The 19,785-nt window shown below is 72.9% G+C and carries 13 protein-coding genes and 1 pseudogene; 6 read left to right on the top strand and 8 right to left on the bottom strand.

The window, feature by feature from the left end; genetic code table 11:
* Nucleotides 1–4: 4 nt before the first annotated feature.
* Together ACIGXX_RS38475 and ACIGXX_RS38470 are read right to left on the bottom strand one after the other, a co-directional pair.
* Complete coding sequence (locus ACIGXX_RS38475; RefSeq protein WP_351168851.1) at nt 5–445, bottom strand: roadblock/LC7 domain-containing protein; 441 nt, start codon at nt 443–445, stop codon at nt 5–7.
* Complete coding sequence (locus ACIGXX_RS38470; protein WP_399982970.1) at nt 442–3,465, bottom strand: nitrate- and nitrite sensing domain-containing protein; 3,024 nt, start codon at nt 3,463–3,465, stop codon at nt 442–444. The genes ACIGXX_RS38475 and ACIGXX_RS38470 overlap by 4 nt, the downstream gene beginning before the upstream one ends.
* A gap of 441 nt (nt 3,466–3,906) precedes the next feature.
* Here ACIGXX_RS38470 and ACIGXX_RS38465 point away from each other — a divergent pair, with 441 nt between their 5' ends.
* Nucleotides 3,907–4,368: a hypothetical protein gene (locus ACIGXX_RS38465; RefSeq protein WP_351168847.1), complete on the top strand. Its 462-nt coding sequence runs from the start codon at nt 3,907–3,909 to the stop codon at nt 4,366–4,368.
* A gap of 81 nt (nt 4,369–4,449) precedes the next feature.
* Here ACIGXX_RS38465 and ACIGXX_RS38460 read toward each other — a convergent pair whose 3' ends face one another.
* Both ACIGXX_RS38460 and ACIGXX_RS38455 read right to left on the bottom strand, forming a co-directional pair.
* Complete coding sequence (locus ACIGXX_RS38460) at nt 4,450–5,682, bottom strand: FAD-dependent oxidoreductase (protein WP_366464732.1); 1,233 nt, start codon at nt 5,680–5,682, stop codon at nt 4,450–4,452.
* Nucleotides 5,679–5,999 (bottom strand): bifunctional 3-phenylpropionate/cinnamic acid dioxygenase ferredoxin subunit, encoded by a 321-nt coding sequence (locus ACIGXX_RS38455; RefSeq protein ID WP_344524832.1) that lies wholly within the window; start codon nt 5,997–5,999, stop codon nt 5,679–5,681. The genes ACIGXX_RS38460 and ACIGXX_RS38455 overlap by 4 nt, the downstream gene beginning before the upstream one ends.
* A gap of 190 nt (nt 6,000–6,189) precedes the next feature.
* On the opposite strand from ACIGXX_RS38455, the gene ACIGXX_RS38450 reads away from it, so the two are divergent.
* From ACIGXX_RS38450 to ACIGXX_RS38430, 5 genes and pseudogenes are all read left to right on the top strand, one after another.
* On the top strand, nt 6,190–7,041 hold the full coding sequence (locus ACIGXX_RS38450; protein WP_399982965.1) for an IclR family transcriptional regulator: 852 nt from the start codon (nt 6,190–6,192) through the stop codon (nt 7,039–7,041).
* A gap of 278 nt (nt 7,042–7,319) precedes the next feature.
* Nucleotides 7,320–8,405 carry an S-(hydroxymethyl)mycothiol dehydrogenase gene (locus tag ACIGXX_RS38445; RefSeq protein ID WP_399982962.1) on the top strand — a complete coding sequence of 362 codons (1,086 nt, stop codon included), beginning with the start codon at nt 7,320–7,322 and terminating at the stop codon, nt 8,403–8,405.
* Complete coding sequence (locus ACIGXX_RS38440) at nt 8,402–10,864, top strand: FAD-dependent oxidoreductase (protein WP_399982959.1); 2,463 nt, start codon at nt 8,402–8,404, stop codon at nt 10,862–10,864. The genes ACIGXX_RS38445 and ACIGXX_RS38440 overlap by 4 nt, the downstream gene beginning before the upstream one ends.
* A 41-nt stretch (nt 10,865–10,905) precedes the next feature.
* Nucleotides 10,906–11,064, top strand: a pseudogene (locus ACIGXX_RS38435) (N-methyltryptophan oxidase); the annotation flags it as partial.
* Nucleotides 11,065–11,271: 207 nt separating this feature from the next.
* Nucleotides 11,272–12,399 carry an aromatic ring-hydroxylating dioxygenase subunit alpha gene (locus ACIGXX_RS38430; RefSeq protein WP_399982954.1) on the top strand — a complete coding sequence of 376 codons (1,128 nt, stop codon included), beginning with the start codon at nt 11,272–11,274 and terminating at the stop codon, nt 12,397–12,399.
* 13 nt (nt 12,400–12,412) lie between these two features.
* On the opposite strand, the gene ACIGXX_RS38425 is transcribed toward ACIGXX_RS38430, so the two are convergent.
* From ACIGXX_RS38425 to ACIGXX_RS38410, 4 genes are all read right to left on the bottom strand, one after another.
* Nucleotides 12,413–17,122, bottom strand: coding sequence for a hypothetical protein (locus ACIGXX_RS38425; protein WP_399982951.1), 4,710 nt, complete (start codon nt 17,120–17,122; stop codon nt 12,413–12,415).
* Nucleotides 17,123–17,207: 85 nt separating this feature from the next.
* Nucleotides 17,208–18,101 (bottom strand): hypothetical protein, encoded by an 894-nt coding sequence (locus ACIGXX_RS38420; protein WP_351168833.1) that lies wholly within the window; start codon nt 18,099–18,101, stop codon nt 17,208–17,210.
* The gene (locus ACIGXX_RS38415) at nt 18,098–18,232 is read right to left on the bottom strand and encodes a hypothetical protein (RefSeq protein WP_351168831.1); all 135 of its coding nucleotides are present in this window, start codon (nt 18,230–18,232) and stop codon (nt 18,098–18,100) included. Before ACIGXX_RS38415 ends, ACIGXX_RS38420 begins: the two co-directional genes overlap by 4 nt.
* Nucleotides 18,229–19,755 carry a hypothetical protein gene (locus ACIGXX_RS38410; RefSeq protein ID WP_351168830.1) on the bottom strand — a complete coding sequence of 509 codons (1,527 nt, stop codon included), beginning with the start codon at nt 19,753–19,755 and terminating at the stop codon, nt 18,229–18,231. Before ACIGXX_RS38410 ends, ACIGXX_RS38415 begins: the two co-directional genes overlap by 4 nt.
* Nucleotides 19,756–19,785: the final 30 nt, after the last annotated feature.

Genomic DNA, 19,785 nt, shown 5'->3' with positions numbered 1-19,785 from the left:
CCCGCTACCCTCCCGTGGTCAGGTCGGTGCGCGGCGCCGTACCCAGATGCACACCCACCCTCTTGACCAGCAGCGTCATTTCGTACGCGACCAGGCCCACGTCGGAGTCCGCGTCCGAGAGGACGGCGAGACAGCTGCCGTCGCCCGCGGCCGTGACGAACAGGAAGGCGTCGTCGAGCTCGACCACGGTCTGGCGGACCCTGCCCGCCTCGAAGTGGCGTCCCACACCCTTGGCGAGGCTGTGGAAGCCGGAGGCGACAGCAGCGAGATGCTCACTGTCCTCCCTGGTCAGATCCTGCGATACGCCGGTGGGCAGGCCGTCGCCGGAGAGCACGAGCGCCTTGCGGATGCTGGCGACCCGCTGCACCAGGTCGTCGAGGAGCCAGTTCAGCTCTCCCGTTGCCCCGGATGCGGCGGTACGTGCGTCGGCCTTCGGTGCGGTCATCGACCGTCCCCCTCAGATGTCGTTCCTGGTGCTGTGCCGTCGGAGGCGTCTTCGCCCGCGGCGTTCTCTTCACGGCCACGCCGCCAGCCACGCTGGAGCGAAGCCATCCGGCTGCGGACCTCGTCGGCGTCGCGCTCTTCCGGCCTGGTCGTGGCCGGGGCCGAGGCGCGCTCCGTTCGTTGGTCCGGCCCGTCCTTCAACTGTGGGGCGAGATTGGCCTGGCGGACACGCCGGGGCAGTCCGCCGGGGGCGGTGGTGGGCGCCGGCGCCTGACCGGCTGCCCGGGACTCGGTCTCCGTACGCGGGACTTCCGTGCGGGGAGCTTCCGTGCGGGGAGTTTCCGTACGCGTCGGCTCCGTACGCCTGCTGCGGCGCGGGAGGTCCGGCGGGACGTCGGCCGCGGTGACGTCGCGGTGCGGCGGCGAGAGGTCGGGCCAGGCGGACTGCGGCTCGGGGCGGCGCGGCAGGTCGATGGGCTCGGCTGCCGGGCGGATGCCGCGGTCCCGGTCCACGGCACCGCCCTGAGGACGTCCCACAGGGGTCTGGGGGCGCGCGGGACGCTCGGGGCGCTCCGGTGCCGGGTCCTCGTCGTCCGCCGCGCCCCGGGTCCTGTTCTGCGTCACGGGGCGGCCGTGCGAGGAGACCAGCTTCGGGGTCCTGCGGCGGGGCAGTTGGACGGGGTCTCCGGGGGGCGCGTCGTCACCGGAATCGCCGAAGCCACCGCCGTTGCCGATTCCGCCGCCGGTGCCGCCGCCGATTCCGCTGGCTCGCGAGGGCAGGCCGTCGGGGCGGCCGGGCTCGCGCTCGCCCGTCTCGCGCTCGTCGCGGGCCTGCTGGTGCTGTTCGTCCCCCGGGACGCCGGCCATGCGGCGGCGCGGGCGGAAGAGACCGCCGCGCTCACTGTCCTCGTCGCCGAGGTCGCCGAGAGCGCCGGGGAAGGGGTCGAGGTCCGCCATGCCGACCGGCGCCTCCAGCTCGACGGGACCGTCGAGGAGGGACGCGGGAAGACCCGGCAGCTGCACGGGCACCTGACCGAGCGCGGCCTGCTTGTCGCCCGCGGCGTCGCGGCCCACGGCCTCCTTGGGCTGCGGCCGGTCGAGACGGAACCCGATGCCGTTCGTGTCCGGTACGTCGTCCGTGAGCAGCGTCTCGGGGATGAACACGACGGCGGTGGTCCCGCCGTACGGAGAGGGCTGCAAGGAGACGCGTACGCGCTGGCGCTGTGCGAGGCGGCTCACTACGAAGAGGCCGAGGCGGTCGGTGTCGGAGAGTTCGAACTCCGGTGTCTCCGCGAGACGCAGGTTGGCGTCCAGGAGCGCGTCGGCCGCCATGCCCAGGCCTCGGTCGTGGATCTCCAGGGTGAAGCCGTTGGCGACGTGCTCCCCGAGGACCTGCACCGCGGTGTGCGGCGGCGAGAACACCGTGGCGTTCTCCAGGAGTTCGGCCATCAGGTGGGTGAGGTCGGCGACCGCGGGCCCGGTGACGGCGATGCGCGGCAGGCGGCGCACCTCGATGCGTTCGTAGTCCTCGACCTCGGCGACGGCCGCGCGGACGACGTCCATGAGCTGGACGGGCTTGCGCCACTGCCGGGAAGGGGCGGCGCCGGAGAGGATCACGAGGCCCTCGGCGTGCCGCCGCATGCGCGTGGTGAGGTGGTCGAGGCGGAAGAGGTCGGCGAGTTCGTCCGTGTCCTCGGTCCTGCGCTCCATCGTGTCGAGCAGGGTGAGCTGCTTGTGCAGGAGCACCTGGCTGCGCCGTGCGAGGTTGACGAACACCTCGGAGACGCCGCGGCGCAGGTCGGCCTGTTTGACGGTGGCCTCGACCGCGGCGCGCTGGAGGGTGTTGAGGGCCTGGCCGACCTGGCCGACCTCGTCCTTCTCGTACGTCAGGCGCGGCGCCTCGGTCTCCACGTCGACCTGTTCGCCCGCCGCAAGGCGGCGCAGCACCCCGGGCAGCCGTACGCCGGAGGCCTCGTGGGCCTCCAGGCGCAGTCGGCGCAGGTCTCGGATGAGGCTGCTGCCGATCCGTACGGACATGAAGACCGAGAACAGCAGCGCGAGCAGACCGAACACGCCCGCGACGACGACCCGCACGATCACGCCGACCGCCACCGGCTCGACGCGGTCCTGGAAGCGGTCGCCCGCTGCCTCGTCCCGCTCGGCGAGGTCCTTGAGCGCCTTGCCCGAAGCGGCGTCCCAGCGTGCCGACGTGACGGCGCGCGGAATACCGGGCGAGGATTCGATGACGGCCTTCTCGGCGGTCCTCAGCTCCGTCGTCTCGGCGCCGTTCCAGTAGCGCTCGTAGTTGGCGCGCTCGTCCTCGGGCAGCTGCGCGAGGTTGACCTCGTACAGCAGCGTGCGCTGGGCCCTGAGATCGGAGATCTCGCGGATCTCGGTCTTGGTGAGGCGGCGCGCGACCAGCGCCGAGCCGAGCAGGGCGTCCTCGCGGGAGAGCAGTTCACGCGCGCGGGCCACACCGACCAGCGCCCGGCCCTGCTGGTCCATCTCCACGTCGTCGAGACCGTGCAGGGACATCAGGAAGCCGTAGCAGGGGTCGATCAGCTTCGTGTACATCTTCAGCGCGCCGGCGCGGCTGATCGTGCCTTCCTCGACCGTGCGGCGCAGCGACTCGATGCCCTCGAAGGAGTCGAGGAGGGAGGCGAGCCGGTCCGCCGGCTGTCCGGTGACCTCGTCGCGCACGTCAGGGTGCGCCGCGTTGTCCACGACCTTGGCGACCATGTCGTCGGTGGCCGTGCGGCTGCGCCGCAGTGCGGCGAGCGCGTCGGAGGCTCGGGGGTCGGCGAGATAGACGAGGGTCTGGCGGCGTTCCTGCTGGACGACCCGGGCGGTGTCCTCGATCGGGTAGCCGATCTTCTCGACGACATTGGCGACGTCGATGAGGTCCTTGGCCGACTGACCCGTGAGGTACGTGGCGAAACCCCACATCGCGGTCAGGGAAATGAGCGGCACCAGCAGCAATGCCACGATCTTCCGGCGGATGGACTTCCCGCGAAAGCGCATGGCCTCCCCCAGATCGGCCCCCTGCGGCCGCGCTATGGCCAGGGGCACACATGTGCGTCAACAAACGGCGTGAGCCTACTACTGACCCAGGAGCAACTCGAAGACACGTCCGGATTGATTTCAGCCGTGACGTGAAAGGGACGTCCCCAGTTGTCCCTCCAATTCGGGAGATTGCATCCCGCGTGTGGCACATGCCACTCGGCACAGTCCCCCTTGCCCGTCACACCAGTTGGCCGGATCTCTTCGCTTTCCCGAACCGCGCGGGAATCTTCCCGGCCTCTCGTTCGTCTTTAAGTACGGGAGTTGGGGGCAGCGGGCATCAGGGGACCGCATGCCGACACCAGGTGGCGTAAAGCTGCGTATACCGGGCAGCCACTGGGAAGTCGGGTCCGCCGACATCTCGACGAACGGCCCTTGGGTCATCGGGGGAGTGAAGCGTTGATGGGCACGGCAGAACGCCAGAGGACGACCGCGGATGAGCACGAGACATCCAGGCGTCATTCCGGCGAGGACCGCAGGGAGTTGTGGATCGAGGAGCCGGCACGCAGACGGCGCCTGCCCGATCCGGTGCGTACGGCCGCGGTGCGAGCCGTGATCATCGTGGCACTGACCCTCATACAGGCGATGACGGCGTTCCTGTGCGCGGTGGCCGGATCCTGGCTGTCCTTCCCGATGGTGCTCAGCAGCGTGGCCAGCACCGTGGTCGCCACCTGGGGCGTCCTGGACGTGTGGGTGACCCGCCAGGTGTGGAACCAGCGGCACGGCGTGGTGTCGGTGCCCAGCAGCACGGCGCGTCAGCTCCGGCGCGAGCGGCGCCGGGCCCGTCGACAGGCCCGGACGGCGGCACGGAGCGAGGAACGCATACGGCGGCGCGGCGGGGCGGGGCAGTTGTCGCACCCGTAGACGTACGCGTGCGTGAGGACGCCCGGAAGCACAGCACGCCCGGAAAGCACCGGGCTCCCGGAAGTGCGGCACTCCCGGGAGTCAGGCCGCGACGGGCACCGCCGCCAGCAGACCGCGTCGCATCCGCATGAACGGGCGCGGCCGGTCCACCGCGAGGACCGCCGTGGTGTGCCCGTCGCGTTCGTACGCGGCGAGGAAGCTGCCCTCCTCCGGTGAGCCTTCCAGGAGGCGCACGGTGTCCTCGGCTCGCCGCCGCCCCGCGAACTGGATGCGGGAGCCGTACTGGTCGGACCAGAAGTACGGCAACGGACGCACGGCCTCGGCGGTGTGACCGGCCAGCAAGTTGCGTACGGCGACGCGGGGTTGCTCCGTGGCGCTCGTCCAGTGCTCGGCCCGCGTGCCGCCCACGCGGGCGACATCGCCCACGGCGACCACCTGCGGAAGGCCGGTGACGCAGCCGTCGTCGCACAGCACTCCGTCGCCCAGGGCGAGGGTCGAGCCCGCGAGCCAGCCGGTGTTGGGGGCGGCCCCGATGCCGACGACGACCACATCGGCGGGGAGCAGACGGCCGTCGGCCAGCTCCACCGCGCGCACGGACGCTTCGCCGTGCTGCGCGTCTTGGTGCGCCGCGTGACCGTGGGCCGCGTCGCCGTGAGCCGCCTCGCCATGTGCCGCGTCGCCGTGCAGCGCGGCCACGCCCGTACCCGTCACGAGCTCCGCTCCCCCACGCGCGTGCAGCCCGGCGCACACGGCCGCCATGTCCGCGCCCAGTTGCGGGAGCAGCGGCAGCGGGGCGGCCTCGACGACCGTCACCTCGTGCCCGAGCGCCACGCACGAGGACGCGGTCTCGGCGCCGATGAAGCCACCGCCGATCACCACGACCCGCTGCGGCCCCGCGGCAAGGCGCGCGCGCAGGGCACGGGCGTCGTCCAGGGTGCGCAGGGTGTGCACCCCCGCCAGGGAGGCTCCCGGCAGCCGGCGCGCGGACGCCCCGGTCGCGATGACCACCCCGTCGCTCGCGACGGTGCGGCCGTCCTCCAGGAGCACGGTCCGGCCGCGCGGGTCCAGGGCGCGGGCGCGCACCCCGAGCATCCACTCCGCGGCGAGTTCGCCGGTCTCCTCGGCGTCGGACAGGGCGAGTTGGGCCTCGTCGGCCTTGCCGGTGAGGAAGTCCTTGGACAGCGGCGGCCTGTCGTACGGTGGGTGCGGCTCGTCGCCGATGATCACGAGCCGTCCGTCGTATCCCTGGGCGCGCAGCTCGCGCGCCGCGTAGAGCCCGGCGAGCGAGGCGCCCACCACGGTGATGGTCCTCATGCGGCGGAACCCTCCTCGGCCACCAGGTGGACGTGGATCGTGCCGTCGTCGACGCTCACCTGGTGGGTGCGCACGGCGCGGCGGGCGGGCAGGCAGGTCGGGCGCCCCGTACGGAGATCGAATGAGGCGGCATGGAGCGGGCATTCGACCAGGCAGCCCTCGAGCCACCCCTCGGAGAGAGAGGCGTCCTGGTGACTACAGGTGTCGTCGATGGCGTAGATCTCGCCGTCGGCGTTGAACACCGCGATGGGTGGTGTGGTGTCGACGCGGACGGATTCGCCCGCGGGGAGGTCTTCAAGGCGGCAGACGGGAATCATGGGCCCCCCTCTTGATCTCTCTCGGCCCGGTCCTGACACCTTCTCGGTCCAGGACCCTTCGGTAACATGATGTTTCGCATGGCGCACGAGGGAGCGCTATACGCAACAGAATCCGGTCGGGGTGCCCACCGCGTCAAGGGCTTCCCGCAGATGCGGCTTCAACAGGCCGCGAGGTGGTGAGAGTTGAGATATGACCGGCACGCGGAAACAGCCTGATCAGAACGGGGAGCCGCGCGAGGACCGACCTGAGAACCGGCCCGATGCGCGCGAGAAGCAGCCGAAAGCGGCCCCCGCGTCCGTCCAGTCCGTGGACCGCGCGGTCAGCGTCCTGGAGATACTCGCCCGGCTCGGCGAGGCCGGGGTCACCGAGATCGCCGACGAGTTGGGGGTGCACAAGTCGACGGCCTTCCGGCTGCTCGGCGTCCTGGAGAACCGGGGCCTTGTGGGCCAGGCCAAGGACCGCGGGAAGTACTTCCTGGGGGCCGGCGTACTTCGCCTCGCGGGGGCGGCGGCAGTGCGCCTGGACATCTCCCAGGAGGGCGGCCCGGTCTGCCGCGACCTCGCCGACGAGCTGGGCGAGACGGTCAACATCGCGATCCTGGACGACGACGCCGCGGTCAACATCATGCAGGCCCGCGGTCCCGCCTCCGTGACCGCGCAGAACTGGCTGGGCAGACGCACCCCGCTGCACGCCACCTCCAGTGGCAAGATCCTCCTGGCCCACCTGCCGACGACGCTGCGCGAGGGCCTGGTGGCGCGGACGCTGCCGCGCCTGACCGAGCACACGGTGACCGGGACGGTGGCGCTGCGCGGCGAACTGGAGGCCGTGATCGACCAGGGGTACGCCATCGCCGTGGAGGAGCTGGAGGTGGGCCTGGCCGCGGTCGCCGCACCGGTTCGCGCGCACGACGGCAAGGTGATCGGGGCGCTCAGCGCGTCGGGGCCCGTGTACCGCCTGACCGAGGACCGGCTCACCGAGCTCGCCAAGCGCACGGTCGCCGCGGCCGTGGAGCTGTCGCGGCGGATGGGGTACGGCTTCTGACGGGGCGTCACTGGACACGGAGTACGAGGGCGGAACCGGGTCTTCCTGGTTCCGCCCTCGTCGCGTTCCCACCTCCGCCCCGGACGCCCCGGCCGCCCCGGGTCGTGTGCCGACAGCGCGCCCCGGCGCGTCCACGGCCGTGTGTCGATCGCGTTTCGCTGTGCGCCGGCGTTTTGCCAAGGGTTAACTCCCACCCCTTGACGGCCTCTTGATGGCGTTCCCACTATGTCTCTCATAGCGCAACCCGTCGTGCAGTGCGCAACAGAAGGAGTCTGGCCGTGCCACACGAGGTCCGTGCCGTCGTCGCCATGAAAAAGGGCGCACCCGTCGAGGTGCAGACGATCTTCGTGCCAGATCCCGGACCGGGAGAGGTACTCGTCTCCGTGCAGGCCTGCGGGGTCTGCCACACGGATCTGCACTACCGGGAAGGCGCGATCAACGACGACTTCCCGTTCCTGCTCGGCCATGAGGCCGCCGGCACCATCGAGGCCATCGGCACCGACGTCACCGATCTCGCCCCCGGCGACTACGTGGTGCTCGCCTGGCGCGCCCCTTGCGGAGCCTGCCGCTCCTGCCTGCGCGGCCGTCCCTGGTACTGCTTCGACTCACGCAACGCCGCCCAGTCCATGACCCTCCTGGACGGCACCCCCCTGAGCCCTGCCCTGGGCATCGGCGCCTTCGCCGAGAAGACCCTGGTCGCCGCCGGACAGGCGGTGAAGGTCGACCCGGCGGCCCGCCCCGAGGCCGCCGGGCTCATCGGCTGCGGCGTGATGGCCGGTTACGGGGCGGCCGTGAACACCGGTGAGGTGGGCCGCGGCGACACCGTGGCCGTCATCGGCTGCGGCGGCGTCGGCAACGCCGCGATCGCCGGTGCCGCGCTGGCGGGCGCGCGCCGCGTCATCGCCGTCGACATCGACGAGGCCAAACTCGACGGGGCGACCCGGTTCGGCGCCACGCACACCGTCAACTCCCGCGGCACGGACCCGGTCGAGGCCGTCCGCGAACTCACCGGCGGTTTCGGGGTCGACGTCGCGATCGACGCGGTCGGCACCCCTTCGACGTACCAACAGGCCTTCTACATGCGCGACCACGCGGGGGTCCTCGTCCAGGTCGGGGTGCCCGACCCGGAGATGAAGATCGAGCTGCCCCTGATCGACCTGTTCTCGCGCGGCGGCGCCCTCAAGTCCTCCTGGTACGGCGACTGTCTGCCGACCCGGGACTTCCCGATCCTCGTCGACCAGTACCTCAGCCGCAGGCTCGACCTCGGCGGGTTCGTCTCCGAGACCATCGCGCTCGACCAGGTCGAGGAGGCGTTCGGCAGGATGCACCGCGGTGAGGTCCTGCGTTCGGTGGTGGTCCTGTGAGCAGCCGAGCCCCCACGCCGCAGCCCGACGCTCCCGCGCCCCGCGTCGTCGTCATCGGCGCGGGCATCGTCGGCTGCTCCCTGGCCGACGAGCTCACCGCCCGCGGCTGGACCGACGTCACGGTCCTCGAACAGGGCCCGCTGCCCTCCCCCGGCGGCTCCACCTCGCACGCCCCCGGCCTGGTCTTCCAGACAGGACCGTCCAAGACCCTGACCGCCTTCGCGACGTACACCGTCGAGAAGTTCGGGGCCCTGGAGGTGGACGGCCTGTCCTGTTTCAACCCGGTCGGCGGCCTCGAACTCGCCACCACCCCCGAGCGCTGGGCCGACCTGCACCGCAAGGCCGGATACGCCGCGTCCTGGGGCATCCGCGCCGAACTGGTCGGCCCCGCCCGGTGCAAGGAGATGTGGCCGCTCATCGACGCGAGCAGGGTCCTGGGCGGCCTGCACACCCCCGACGACGGGCTCGCCCGCGCCGTGCTCGCCTGCCGCGCGCAGATCGAGCGGGCACGCGCGCGTGGCGCGCGCTTCCTGGACCGGCACACCGTCACCGGCATCGAACAGGAGGACGGCCGCGTCACCGCCGTCGTTACCGACCGGGGCTCCTTCCCCGCCGACCACGTCGTGTCGGCGGCGGGCTTCTGGGGTCCGGTGATCGGGCGCATGGCCGGCGTCGACATCCCCCTCCTGCCGCTCGCCCACCAGTACGCGAAGACCGCGCCGCTGCCCGAGCTCGCGGGCGTCAACGACCCGCGCACGGAGGCCTCGAAGCCGATCCTCCGCTTCCAGGACCGTGATCTTTACTTCCGTGAGCACACCGACCGCATCGGCATCGGTTCGTACGCCCACCGTCCGCTGCCCGTGGACGCGTTCACGGTGCCCGCGTACGACGACGCACCCGAGATGCCCTCCTCGTACCCCTTCACCGAGGAGGATTTCGCGCCGAGTTGGGAGGACTGCGGCTGGCTGCTGCCCTCCTTGCGCGCCGCCGAGGTCGCGGAGGGCTTCAACGGCGTCTTCTCCTTCACCCCGGACGGGATGCCGGTCCTCGGCGAGTCCCGTGCGCTGCGCGGCTTCTGGCTGGCCGAGGCCGTGTGGGTGACGCACTCCGCGGGCGTGGCCAAGGCCCTCGCCGAGTGGATGGTCGACGGACGGCCCTCCATCGACGTGCACGACTGCGACCTCACCCGCTTCGAGGACGCCCAGCGCTCCCCCGCCTACGTAGCCGAGCGCGGCGCCCAGCAGTTCGTCGAGGTCTACGACGTCCTGCACCCCTTGCAGCCCATGGAACAGCCCCGGCCGCTGCGGGTCAGCCCCTTCTACGCCCGGCAGCAGGAGCTGGGCGCCGTCTTCCTGGAGGGAGGCGGCTGGGAGCGTCCGCACTGGTACGAGGCCAACGCCCCGCTCCTCGCTGGCGTCGAGGTCCCCGAGCGCGACGCCTGGTCGGCCCGCCACTGGTCGCCGATCGCGGCCGCGGAGGCGAAAGCCACCCGCGAGAAGGTCGCCCTCTACGACATGACGCCCCTGCGCCGCCTTGAGGTGTCAGGGGCCGGCGCGCTCGCCTTCCTGCAGCGCATGACCTCCAACAACCTGGCCAAGAAGCCCGGTGCGGTGACCTACACCCTCCTCCTGGACGAGGCGGGCGGCATCCGCTCCGACCTCACGGTGGCCCGGCTCGCCCCGGACCGCTTCCAGGTCGGCGCCAACAGCCCGGCGGACCTGGACTGGCTCCTGCGCCACGCACCCGACGACGTGCACCTGCGGGACATCACCTCGGGGACCTGCTGCGTCGGCGTCTGGGGCCCGCTCGCCCGCGACCTCGTCCAGCCGCTCACCCGCGACGACTTCTCGCACGAGGCGTTCGGCTTCTTCAAGGCCAAGGAGACCTACATCGGGCAGGTCCCGGTGACGGCGATGCGCCTGTCGTACGTCGGTGAGCTGGGCTGGGAGCTCTACACGAGCGCCGACACGGGCCTTCGGCTCTGGGACACGCTCTGGGAGGCGGGGCAGCGGCACGGCGTGATCGCGGCCGGGCGGTCCGCCTTCAACAGCCTGCGCCTGGAGAAGGGGTACCGCGCCTGGGGCCACGACATGACCACCGAACACAACCCCTACGAGGCGGGCGTCGGCTTCGCCGTCCGCATGGACCGGGGCGACTTCGTGGGCCGTGCCGCACTCGAACGGCTCGGCTCCCCCGCTCGCAGGCTCACCGCGCTGCTGCTCGACGATCCGGCCGCCGTGGTCCTGGGCAAGGAGCCGGTGTACGTCGACGGGGTCCCGGCCGGGTACGTCACCAGCGCCTCGTACGGGTACACGCTGGGCCGTTGTGTCGCCTACGCGTGGCTGCCGCCGCTGGAGACGGGCGCGGGCGTGCACATCGAGTACTTCGGCGAGAAGGTCTCCGCGACGGTCGCCGAAGAGCCGCTGTTCGACCCGAAGATGACCCGCATCCGCCGCTAGCGGCTGGCCACAGGCCCATCGGCTGTTCTGGAGGAAGCACTGTGTCCCCCACCTACGACGTGATCCTGATCGGGCTCGGCGGCATGGGCGGCGCCGCCGCCCACCGCCTGTCCGCGCGCGGCGCCCGCGTCCTCGGCCTGGAGAAACGCGGGCCCGTCCACAACCGCGGTTCCGGCCACGGCGGTTCACGCATCACCCGGAGCCACGGCGGTTCACGCATCACCCGGCACCCGGCCCGCCCGGAGTCGGTCACCGCGCGGCCGGGTTCTCCGGGCACGGCTTCACGTCCGTGCCGGTCGTCGGCGAGATCGTCGCCGATCCGGCGCCGCGGGGCGCCACCGAGCACCCCATCGAGCTCTTCGACCCCCGTCGCCTTGCCGCCGCGTCCGCTTGAGGAGTAAGCCACCGTGACGACGACCCCTGAGGCCCCGTCCGCCGCCAGCCTGATGAGCACGCTGCCGGGCCGCTTCTACACCGATCCCGAGATCTTCCGACAGGAACAGGAGCGTGTCTTCGAGTCGCTCTGGTTCTGCGCTGTGCGCGCCGCCGACCTCGACAAACCCGGCGCCTTCCGCACCGTGCAGATCGGCCGCGAGAGCGTGCTGGTCACCCGCTCCCGCTCCGGGGAGCTGCGCGCGTTCCTCAACATCTGCCGCCATCGCGGCGCCCGTCTGTGCACCCAGGAGTCGGGCGAGGTGCGCCGCGCGCTCCAATGCCCGTACCACGCATGGACGTACGACCTGGACGGCAAGCTGATCGCCGCGCCGAACCTGGTGAAGATGCCCGACGTCGACCGCACCGCGTACGGCCTGGTCAAGGTCGCGCTGCGGGAGTGGCTCGGCTACGCCTGGGTGTGTCTGGCCGACGAACCTCCCTCCTTCGAGGAGACCGTCGTCGGCGCGGCCGTGGAGCGTCTTGGCGACGCCGCCTCCATCGAGCACTACGGCACCGAAGGACTCGCGCTCGGCAAGCGTGTCACGTACGACGTGCGCGCCAACTGGAAGCTGATCGTCGAGAACTTCATGGAGTGCTATCACTGCGCGACCATCCACCCCGAACTGACCGAGGTCCTGCCGGAGTTCGCCGACGGATTCGCCGCCCAGTACTACGTCGGGCACGGCGCCTCGTTCGGCGAGGAGGTCAGCGGCTTCACCGTCGACGGCAGCGCGGGCTTCGACCGGCTGCCCGAGGTCGCAGAGGACCAGGACCGCCGCTACTACGCGATCACGATCAAGCCGACCGTCTTCATCAACCTCGTTCCCGACCACGTGATCCTGCACCGGATGTTCCCGCTGGCCGAGGACCGCACGGTCGTGGAGTGCGACTGGCTGTACGCACCCGAGGTCGTCGCCTCCGGGGTCGACCTCGCCAAGTCGGTGGAGCTCTTCCACCGGGTCAACGAGCAGGACTTCGAGGCCTGCGAGCGCACCCAGCCCGCGATGGCCTCACGCGCCTACCGCGGGGGCGGGGTGCTCGTGCCGACCGAGCATCACATCGGTCTCTTCCATGAGTGGCTGGCCGGTCGGCTGGCCTAGAACCGCCCGCGGCCTACGAGGTGGAGGCGGCGGGGCGCTTGTACATGCGCGTCGCCGTGATCTCCCCGTGCACCGTCGCCTCGGCGGGGTTCTGCTGCGGCAGACCCGGCCGCAGGTGCTCCTCCACGCTGATGTACTTCAGCCCCGCCCGCAGGTCCGCGTCGTTGCGCAACCGGATGACCAGCGGGAACTCCGCAAGTGCGGTCGTGTCGAACAGGCCGGTGGTGTACAGCAGCTGCACGCCGAGCGCGTCCGACACGGCCCGCTGGAGCTCCAGGAGATACGTGGCGTTGGCGCGGCCGATGGGGTTGTCGAGGAAGAGCGTGCCGGCGTGCCGGTGCTTGTCGCGGCCCCGGTCGTTGCTGCGCAGGGCGGCCATCGTGCAGTACAGGGCGATGGCGGCGGTGAGCAGCTGGCCGCCGGAGAAGACGTCTCCCATCTGGCCGACCGGCACCCGCTCGGCGCGCAGCACGGCGTCCGGCTTGAGGATCTCGACGGCGATGCCGCGCGGCTCCAGGGCGGCCTGGACTCCGCGCAGCAGCAGGGACATGCCGTCCCGCCGCATGTCGGAGTTCTTCTTGACCGCGGCCCGCGTCGCCTCGTCGATGACCTCGCCGAGGCGCTCGGTGAGCGTCGCCTGGTCGGGCTCGTCGAAGCGGACGCGCAGGAACTCCTGGCCCGACCACTCGCCGAGGCCCTCGGGCAGCTGCGAGAGGCGCTGGGCCGAGCGGAGCGTGGCGAGCGAGGACTCCACGAGCCCGCGCAGCCGGTCCACGATGCTGTCGCGGTTGCGCTCCAGCTGCTCCAGCTCGTCGGTGAGCACGCGCAGGCGCGGCGCGAAGGCGTCGGCCCACTTCTTGGCGTGCTCGGGCAGCGCGGAGGCGGGCAGTTCGCGGATCTGCTGGCGGGCGGGGGTGCGTACCTGCTCGTAGCGGGTGGAGTTCGCGTGCCGTACGAGGATGTCGCTGGCCTCGCGGACGGCGGCCTCGGCGGCGGAGAGGTCGGCGGCGCAGCCGCGCAGGGAGCGCCGGGCCTCGGCCGCGGACTGGCGGGCCTCTTCGAGGGTGCCGGGGTAGGGCTCGGGCTCCTCGGCCGCCTCCTCCTCGTGGTGCTGCTCGCGCAGGAGATCGCGCAGGAGGGCCGCTGTCTCGTCGAAGCCTCCGGTGGCGTCCTCGGCCGCGCGGTGGGCGTGCAGGAGGGTGGCGTGGGCGTCCTTGGCCTGGCTCAACGCGTCGGTGCGGGTGGCCAGTTCGGTGGTCGCGGTGCGCAGCAGGGCCTGTGCCTGCTCGGCGTCGGCGGGGACGAGGTCCTCGGGGAGCTCGGTGTGCGCGTCGCCGTCCTGCGGGGCGAGCCGCTCGGCCTCGCCGCGCAGCCGGCCGAGCTGCTCGCTCGCGGCGGACGCGCGGGTCTCGATGAGCTGGACCTGGGCCTCCGCGCGGGCGGACGCGGCCTGCCGGGACGGTCCGTCGGAGCCGTCCGTGCCCTCCAGGAGCAGGGCGGCGCGGGTGCGGACCTTGTTGCTGAGCCGGTCGAGCTCGGCGAGGGCGCTGCTCTCGTCGCTCTCGGCGCGGGCCTGTTCGGCGCGCAGGTCGGCGCCGACGCCGACCTTCTCGTAGAGCTGGGAGGCGGCGCGGTAGGCCTCGCGCAGGGCGGGCAGCGAGGTCTTGGGGGCGCCGGTGTCCTCGGGCAGGTCTTCGGGGGCGCCCGCGATCTCGGCGCGTTCGGCGCGCAGGGCACGGGCGGTGCGGCGGGCGTCGTCGGCCGCGCGCTGGGCGGAGCGGCGGTCCTCGTCGGCGGCGCGGGCGCGGTCCAGGCAGGTCTGGGCGCGGGCCTCGGACTCGACGGCGTCGTCGGCGAGTTCGCGCAGCTTGGTCTGCCAGCCCGCTCGCTCGCGCAGGCGGAAGGCGAGCCCCGCGAGGGCGTCGGCGGAGCGCCGGGCACGCTGGGCGGCCTCCTGCCGCTCGTCACGCGCGCGTGCCGCTTCGGCCGCCGCCTCGTCGGCCTCGGCACGGACCGTGCGGGCCTCGGCGAGCTCGGCCTCGGCCTCTTCCGCGAAGGCGCGGGCGTTGCGAGCGGCGGTGGCGAGCTCCTCGATGCGTCCGGCCGGGCAGCCGCCGCGCCAGGAGGCGAGCCGTGCGGCGAGCTCGCGGTCCTTGGTGAGGCGGACGGCGAGCGCCCTGATCTCCTCGTCGCGCTGGGCCGCCCGCGCGCGCAGCGCCGTGCGCTCCTCGTCGGCGGCGTGTTCGTCGTGCATGGCGGGGTTCGGCGGGACGAGGAAGACGCTGCCTTCGGCGGCGCCGCCCGCGTCCTCGCCCGGCGTGGGGGCCAGGAGGGCGGCGGCGGTGCCGACGGCGACGGCGGAGCGGGGCAGCAGGGCGGCGCCGGCGAGGGCTTCGCGGGCCCGTGCGTGCGTGGCGGGGTCGGTGATGACGACGCCGTCGACCAGCTCGGGCCTGGCGGCGAGCACGCGCGCGTGGTCGGCGGGGTCGACGGCCTGCGCGAGGTAGCGCCAGCCGGGCAGGGCGGGGATGCCGTGCTCGCCGAGGAACTCGACGGTGGCCAGGACGTCCGGACCCGGCGGAAGCAGGCCGCCGTCACCGAGGGCGCCCAGGATCCGGGAGTCGTCGGCGGCGGCGGTCCGCAGCTCGAACAGCTGCCGCTCGGCGGAGGCGACCCCGTCCTCCAGGAGTGTGCGGAGGTCGTCGGCGCTGCGGTCCAACTCCGCCAGGGAGAGGGGGCCTTCGGTGAGGGAGCGGGTGACGGTGGCGACGCGGGCGGCCGCGCTCGTGGCGGCGCCGTCGGAGGCGGCGCCGTCGCTGGTGTCGCCCGTCCCTGCCGCTCCCTGGCGCGGCTGCGGCACTCCGCCCAGGGAGCTCGCCCCCGGAAGGCCGAGCAGCTCGGCGAGGCGCTCGTCCTCGGCGATCGACTCCGCGGCGCGGCGTTCGGCGTCGTACGCGTGCTCGGCGGCGTCCGCCGCGTCCGACGCGCGGGCGGCGGTGAGTTCGGCGCGGGCCTCGGCGGCGGCGGCCTCCTTGGCGTGCTCGGCGGCGCGCAGGGAGGTCTCGCGGGCGGTGTCCCAGGCAGCGACCGTGGTCTTCTCGGCGTCGCTGGCGGCCAGCGCGGCGCGCGCCGGGTCGGCGTCCGGGGCGGTGTCGTCCAGCCAGCCCGCACGGACCGCCTCCGCGGTCTCCTGCTCGACCTCGGTGAGGCGCTGGCGCAGGTGTCCTGCCTCGCTGCGGGCGCGCTGGGCCTCCGTCGCGGCGACGGTGGCGTCGCGGTGGGCCGCCTCGCCGGTCTCCTGGAGCGCGGCCGAGCGCTCCTCCTCCTCGTTCGCGAGGGACTCGGCGCCCTCGGCCGCGGTGTGCAGGACGCGGACGAGATCGGCGGCCGCCTTGGAGCGTGCGGCGAGGGCGGGCGCCGCGTCCCGCTCGGCCTCCAGGATCGCGGAGGCCACGCGCGCGGAGCGGTCGGCGGCCGCGCGGTGCCGCAGGACGGCTTCGGCGGCCTGCCACGCCGAGTGCAGCGTGCGCGCGTCGGCGAGCTCGCGGCGCAGACCGGCGGCTGCCTTCTCGGCGACGGTGAGCGCCAACGAGGCGTGCCGGAAGGCGAGTTCCGCGGAGATCAGCGCGGACCTGCCGCGTGCTTCCTCCGCCGTGGTGACGGTGTGCGCGGCGGCGGTGACCCGGTCGGCCAGCTCCCCGGCGCGGCCCCGCTCGGCGACACCGCGCGCGGAGAGCCGGCGGGCCAGCGTACGGGTGCGCCGCTCGGCTCCGGCGTGCACGTCACGCGCGCGTGCCCGCGTGTCGGCGGCGTCGACGATCCTGCCGAGCAGGTCGACGGAGCCCGCGGTGAACTCCCGCTCGGCGATGAGTTCGGAGCGGCGGCCGAGCTTGTTGCCGAAGCCGTGCACGAGGTCGGCCAGGCCGTCCGTGTCGCGGGTGTCCGTGACGGCGCGCAGCAGCAGGTCGGTGAAGTCGGAGTCCTTCTTGACCGCGAAGAGTCCCGCGGCCTCGCCCTCGTCGGCGTTCATCTCCCGCTGGTAGCGGAAGAGTTCCGGGTCCAGGCCCAGATCGCCCAGGTGCTCGATCCAGCGGTCGTGGATCTCCTCCCAGTGCACTTCGAGGTGGGGGTAGGCCTTGCCCGCCTCGGTCAGCGCGTCGCGGAAGCCCTTCATGGTGCGCCGGCGCCCTTGCGCGCCGGAGACGCCCTCCACGGAGGGGCGCACCGCGGTGGACTCGGCGACCGGCAGCGAGTCCAGGCTCATGCCGGGCCCGGGGCGGAAGGAGTACCAGGCCTCGGCGAACTTCCGGGGGTCGTTCGAGACCTGGCGTCCGCGCCATTCGCTGACCTTGCCGACGACGACGCACTCGCCGGTCAGCGTGTGCTGCCACTCCAGGGCGACGTGCCCGCAGTCGTCGGCGAGCAGGAATTTGCGGAGGACTCCGGAACTGGCGCCGCCCAGCGTGTTGCGGTGGCCCGGCAGCATCACCGAGAAGATCAGCTTCAGCAGGACGGACTTGCCGCCGCCGTTCTCCAGGAAGAGCACGCCCGCGGGCGCCGGGCGGCGCGGCGGCCCGGTCGGCTCCTCCTGGAAGAACTCCGCCTGGGCGGGCGCGGGGTCGGGCACCTCCGCGCCGACGCCGCGCAGGTCAAGCACGGTGTCGGCGTAGCGCGCACCGGCGGGGCCGATGGAGTAGAGGCGGACCCGGGACAGCTCGTACATGGCGGCGGACTCTCGTCGTAAGTCGTGCGGAACAGCAGGATTTTTTCGATGCGGGGTGGGGCGCGGGACGTCAGGAGTGGAGCTGTCAGGAGTGGAAGGGCAGGCCCGCGTCGGCGGCCAGCTCCAGGTCGTCGGTCTCGTCGGGGGGCAACAGGGTCGCTGACCCGTCCGTGACGGGCACGATGCCGAGCTCCAGGAGCTCGGCCATGGCGGCGCCGCCCGCCATGTCGCGCACTTGCAGCTGATAGCGGGCGGTGGTGCGGTACGTGCCCCCGGAGTCGTCGCCCGTGCGCTGCAGGAAGCCGGAGTCGGTGAGGAAGGCGACGGCCTTGCCGATGATGCCGGTGGTCGAACCGGCGAGGCGGCGGGCGTCCTTGGTGGCGCCCGTCGAGCTGCGCCGTGCCCAGATCCGCCAGGCGGCCTCCAGGCCGGGGGTGTCGGTCTCCGGGTCGGTGTTCTCGCCCTGCTCCTCGGCGCGCTCCTCCAGGCGGTGGCAGGCCTGGCGCACGAAGGCGTCCACGCCGTTGACCGTGACCCGCCCGATGTAGCCGTCGTCGGCGAGGTCCTCGGGGCGCGGGAACGCCAGGGCGGCGACGGCGAGATGGGCGAGGCCGTGCAGGAAGCGGTCGGTGGAGTCGGCGGCGGTCCTGCGCGCGTAGTCGCCCATGCGGACGGCGAACACGGAGTCCTCGGCGGCCGTCACGGCCATCCCCGCGCGCGGGGAGACCTCCAGGACGACGAGTCCGAGCCCGGCGGCGACGGCGTCGGCCAGGCGCGCGAACGGCGGGTCCTCGCGGTACCTGCGCAGCAGTTCGCCGTACTCCTGGTCGCGTGCGGGCTGGAGCTTGGGCTGGAGTCCGAAGGCGACCAGGCGCGCGGCGTCGGCGGCGTCGGCCGGGGTGACGGCGGCGGGCGCGGCGGGCGCCGCCGATGTCTCCGGCTCGCCCCACGCCGTGTGCTCTGCGGGGTGCTCGGTCACGGCTTGTGCTCCTTGCGGCGGTCGTGCTGAAGAGTCTTGAGGGGGTCGGCAGTGCTCACCAGCGGGGCGGGGGCGCTCGCCGGTGGGGCGGGAGTGCCCGCCAGCGGGTCAGGAGTGCTCACTGTGCTCACGCGCCCTCCGTCCTGCCTGCCGCCATGCCGGCGGCGTCGAGCAGTGCCGTGCCCACGATGAGGTCGGCGCCGCCGAATTCCTGGTCGTCGAGTTCCGTGCCGTCGTCCACGGCGAACAGGAGCTTCTCCTCGCCCTGGCGGTAGGCGGTGCCCACCGGCGGGCTGGCCGCGTGGACGGCGAGGAGCGCGACCAGGTACGGCAGTTCGGTGTCGCGGACGCGGGCGTCGGCGAGGAGCCCGGACAGGCGCCGGGGCGCGTCGGCCGGCAGGTCGAGCAGCTCCATGGCGCTGGCGAGCTGCTGCTCGCTGAAGCGGCTGTCGTCGGGGGTGGCGATGAGGTCGGGCTCGGGCATCTCCACGCCCAGGTGCTCGCGCTCCTGCGGCGGCGTGAGCAGTATGTCGACCAGGTCGCCGACGCGGACGGAGACGGGCGTGCGCAGTCCCGTGCCGCGCGCGAAGAAGGCGTTCGTCACGCGGCTCGCCTGCTCGACGGGGAGCGGCAGGAGCGGCGCGACGAGCTGGCCGTACAGATCGAGCCCGGTCTGCGAGGTGGGCGCGGCGAACGCCTGGCGGTCCTGCTCGGCGCGGAAGAGCGGGCCCGCGTCGAGGAGCCGGGACTGGAGCTGGGTGTGGCGGCGGATGCAGTCCTTGACGATGTCGACCAGCTCGGCGGCGCGGCGCTTCTGCTCGGGGTCCTCGGACTCGTCGCGTGCCTTGCGGATGTTCGTCAGGATCGCGTTCTCGTGGCGATAGCGGTCGGCGACGTGGTCGAGCGCCTCCGCGATCATGTCGGGGACGGCCTGGAGCCAGTCCACCGCGCGGACGTTGCGCCGGGTGGCGTCCAGGGCCCTGCGCAGCGTCTCCGAGTACTGCACCGTGCGGTACCGCGCCTGTTCGGCGGCGAGCTGGGCGTCGGCGAGGCGGCCGCGGCTGATGAGCACCTCGAGCTTGACCTCGGCGGCGATCTGGGCGCTGGTGACGTCGGTGTCGAGGGCGCCCACGAGGACGTTGACCGCCTCGTCCGTCGTGCGGAGATAGACACTCCCCCCGTAACCGGGCACCTCTTCGATCAGCTTGAAGTCGTAGTCCCTGCGCACATAGGTGCCGTCGGGCGCGAACGTGCCGTACACGGCGCGGAAGCCGCGGTCGACGCTGCCGACGTTGATCAGGTTCTCCAGGACCCAGCGGGCCACGCGCTCGTGCTCGGCCACGGGGCGCCGGGGCGCCTGGGCCCCGACGCGCGGGAGCAGCCTGGCCACTATCTGCTCGTGGTCGGCGCCGGTGTCGAAGTCCATGTTCAGCGTGACGAGGTCGATGGCGGAGAGGGCCACTTCCGCCATCGCGTACACCGAGTACTCACCCGCGAGGTTGGCCTTGCGCACGTCCAGGTCGTGCAGCGGGGCCGTGCAGGCGAGCGCGCGGAGCCGCCGCGCCAGGCCCTCGTCGGCGGCCGGGCCCAGGGCGGGCCTCGGCCCCGCGCTGAGCTGGGGTGGAGCGGTGTCCGGAACGGCAGGCGAAGTCACGGTGCACAGACTAGATCCTCGGTCTGACAA

Source organism: Streptomyces sp. NPDC055243 (assembly GCF_044544025.1).
Classification (GTDB): Bacteria; Actinomycetota; Actinomycetes; order Streptomycetales; family Streptomycetaceae; genus Streptomyces.
The sequence above is the reverse complement of the archived record's forward strand: the minus strand, read 5'-3'. Positions and strand labels throughout refer to the sequence as shown.

Coding starts and splice junctions, on each gene's coding strand:
- ACIGXX_RS38475 (WP_351168851.1), bottom strand. CDS start 445: ATGACCGCACCGAAGGCCGACGCACGTACCGCCGCATCCGGGGCAACG.
- ACIGXX_RS38470 (WP_399982970.1), bottom strand. CDS start 3,465: ATGCGCTTTCGCGGGAAGTCCATCCGCCGGAAGATCGTGGCATTGCTG.
- ACIGXX_RS38465 (WP_351168847.1), top strand. CDS start 3,907: ATGGGCACGGCAGAACGCCAGAGGACGACCGCGGATGAGCACGAGACA.
- ACIGXX_RS38460 (WP_366464732.1), bottom strand. CDS start 5,682: ATGAGGACCATCACCGTGGTGGGCGCCTCGCTCGCCGGGCTCTACGCG.
- ACIGXX_RS38455 (WP_344524832.1), bottom strand. CDS start 5,999: ATGATTCCCGTCTGCCGCCTTGAAGACCTCCCCGCGGGCGAATCCGTC.
- ACIGXX_RS38450 (WP_399982965.1), top strand. CDS start 6,190: ATGACCGGCACGCGGAAACAGCCTGATCAGAACGGGGAGCCGCGCGAG.
- ACIGXX_RS38425 (WP_399982951.1), bottom strand. CDS start 17,122: ATGTACGAGCTGTCCCGGGTCCGCCTCTACTCCATCGGCCCCGCCGGT.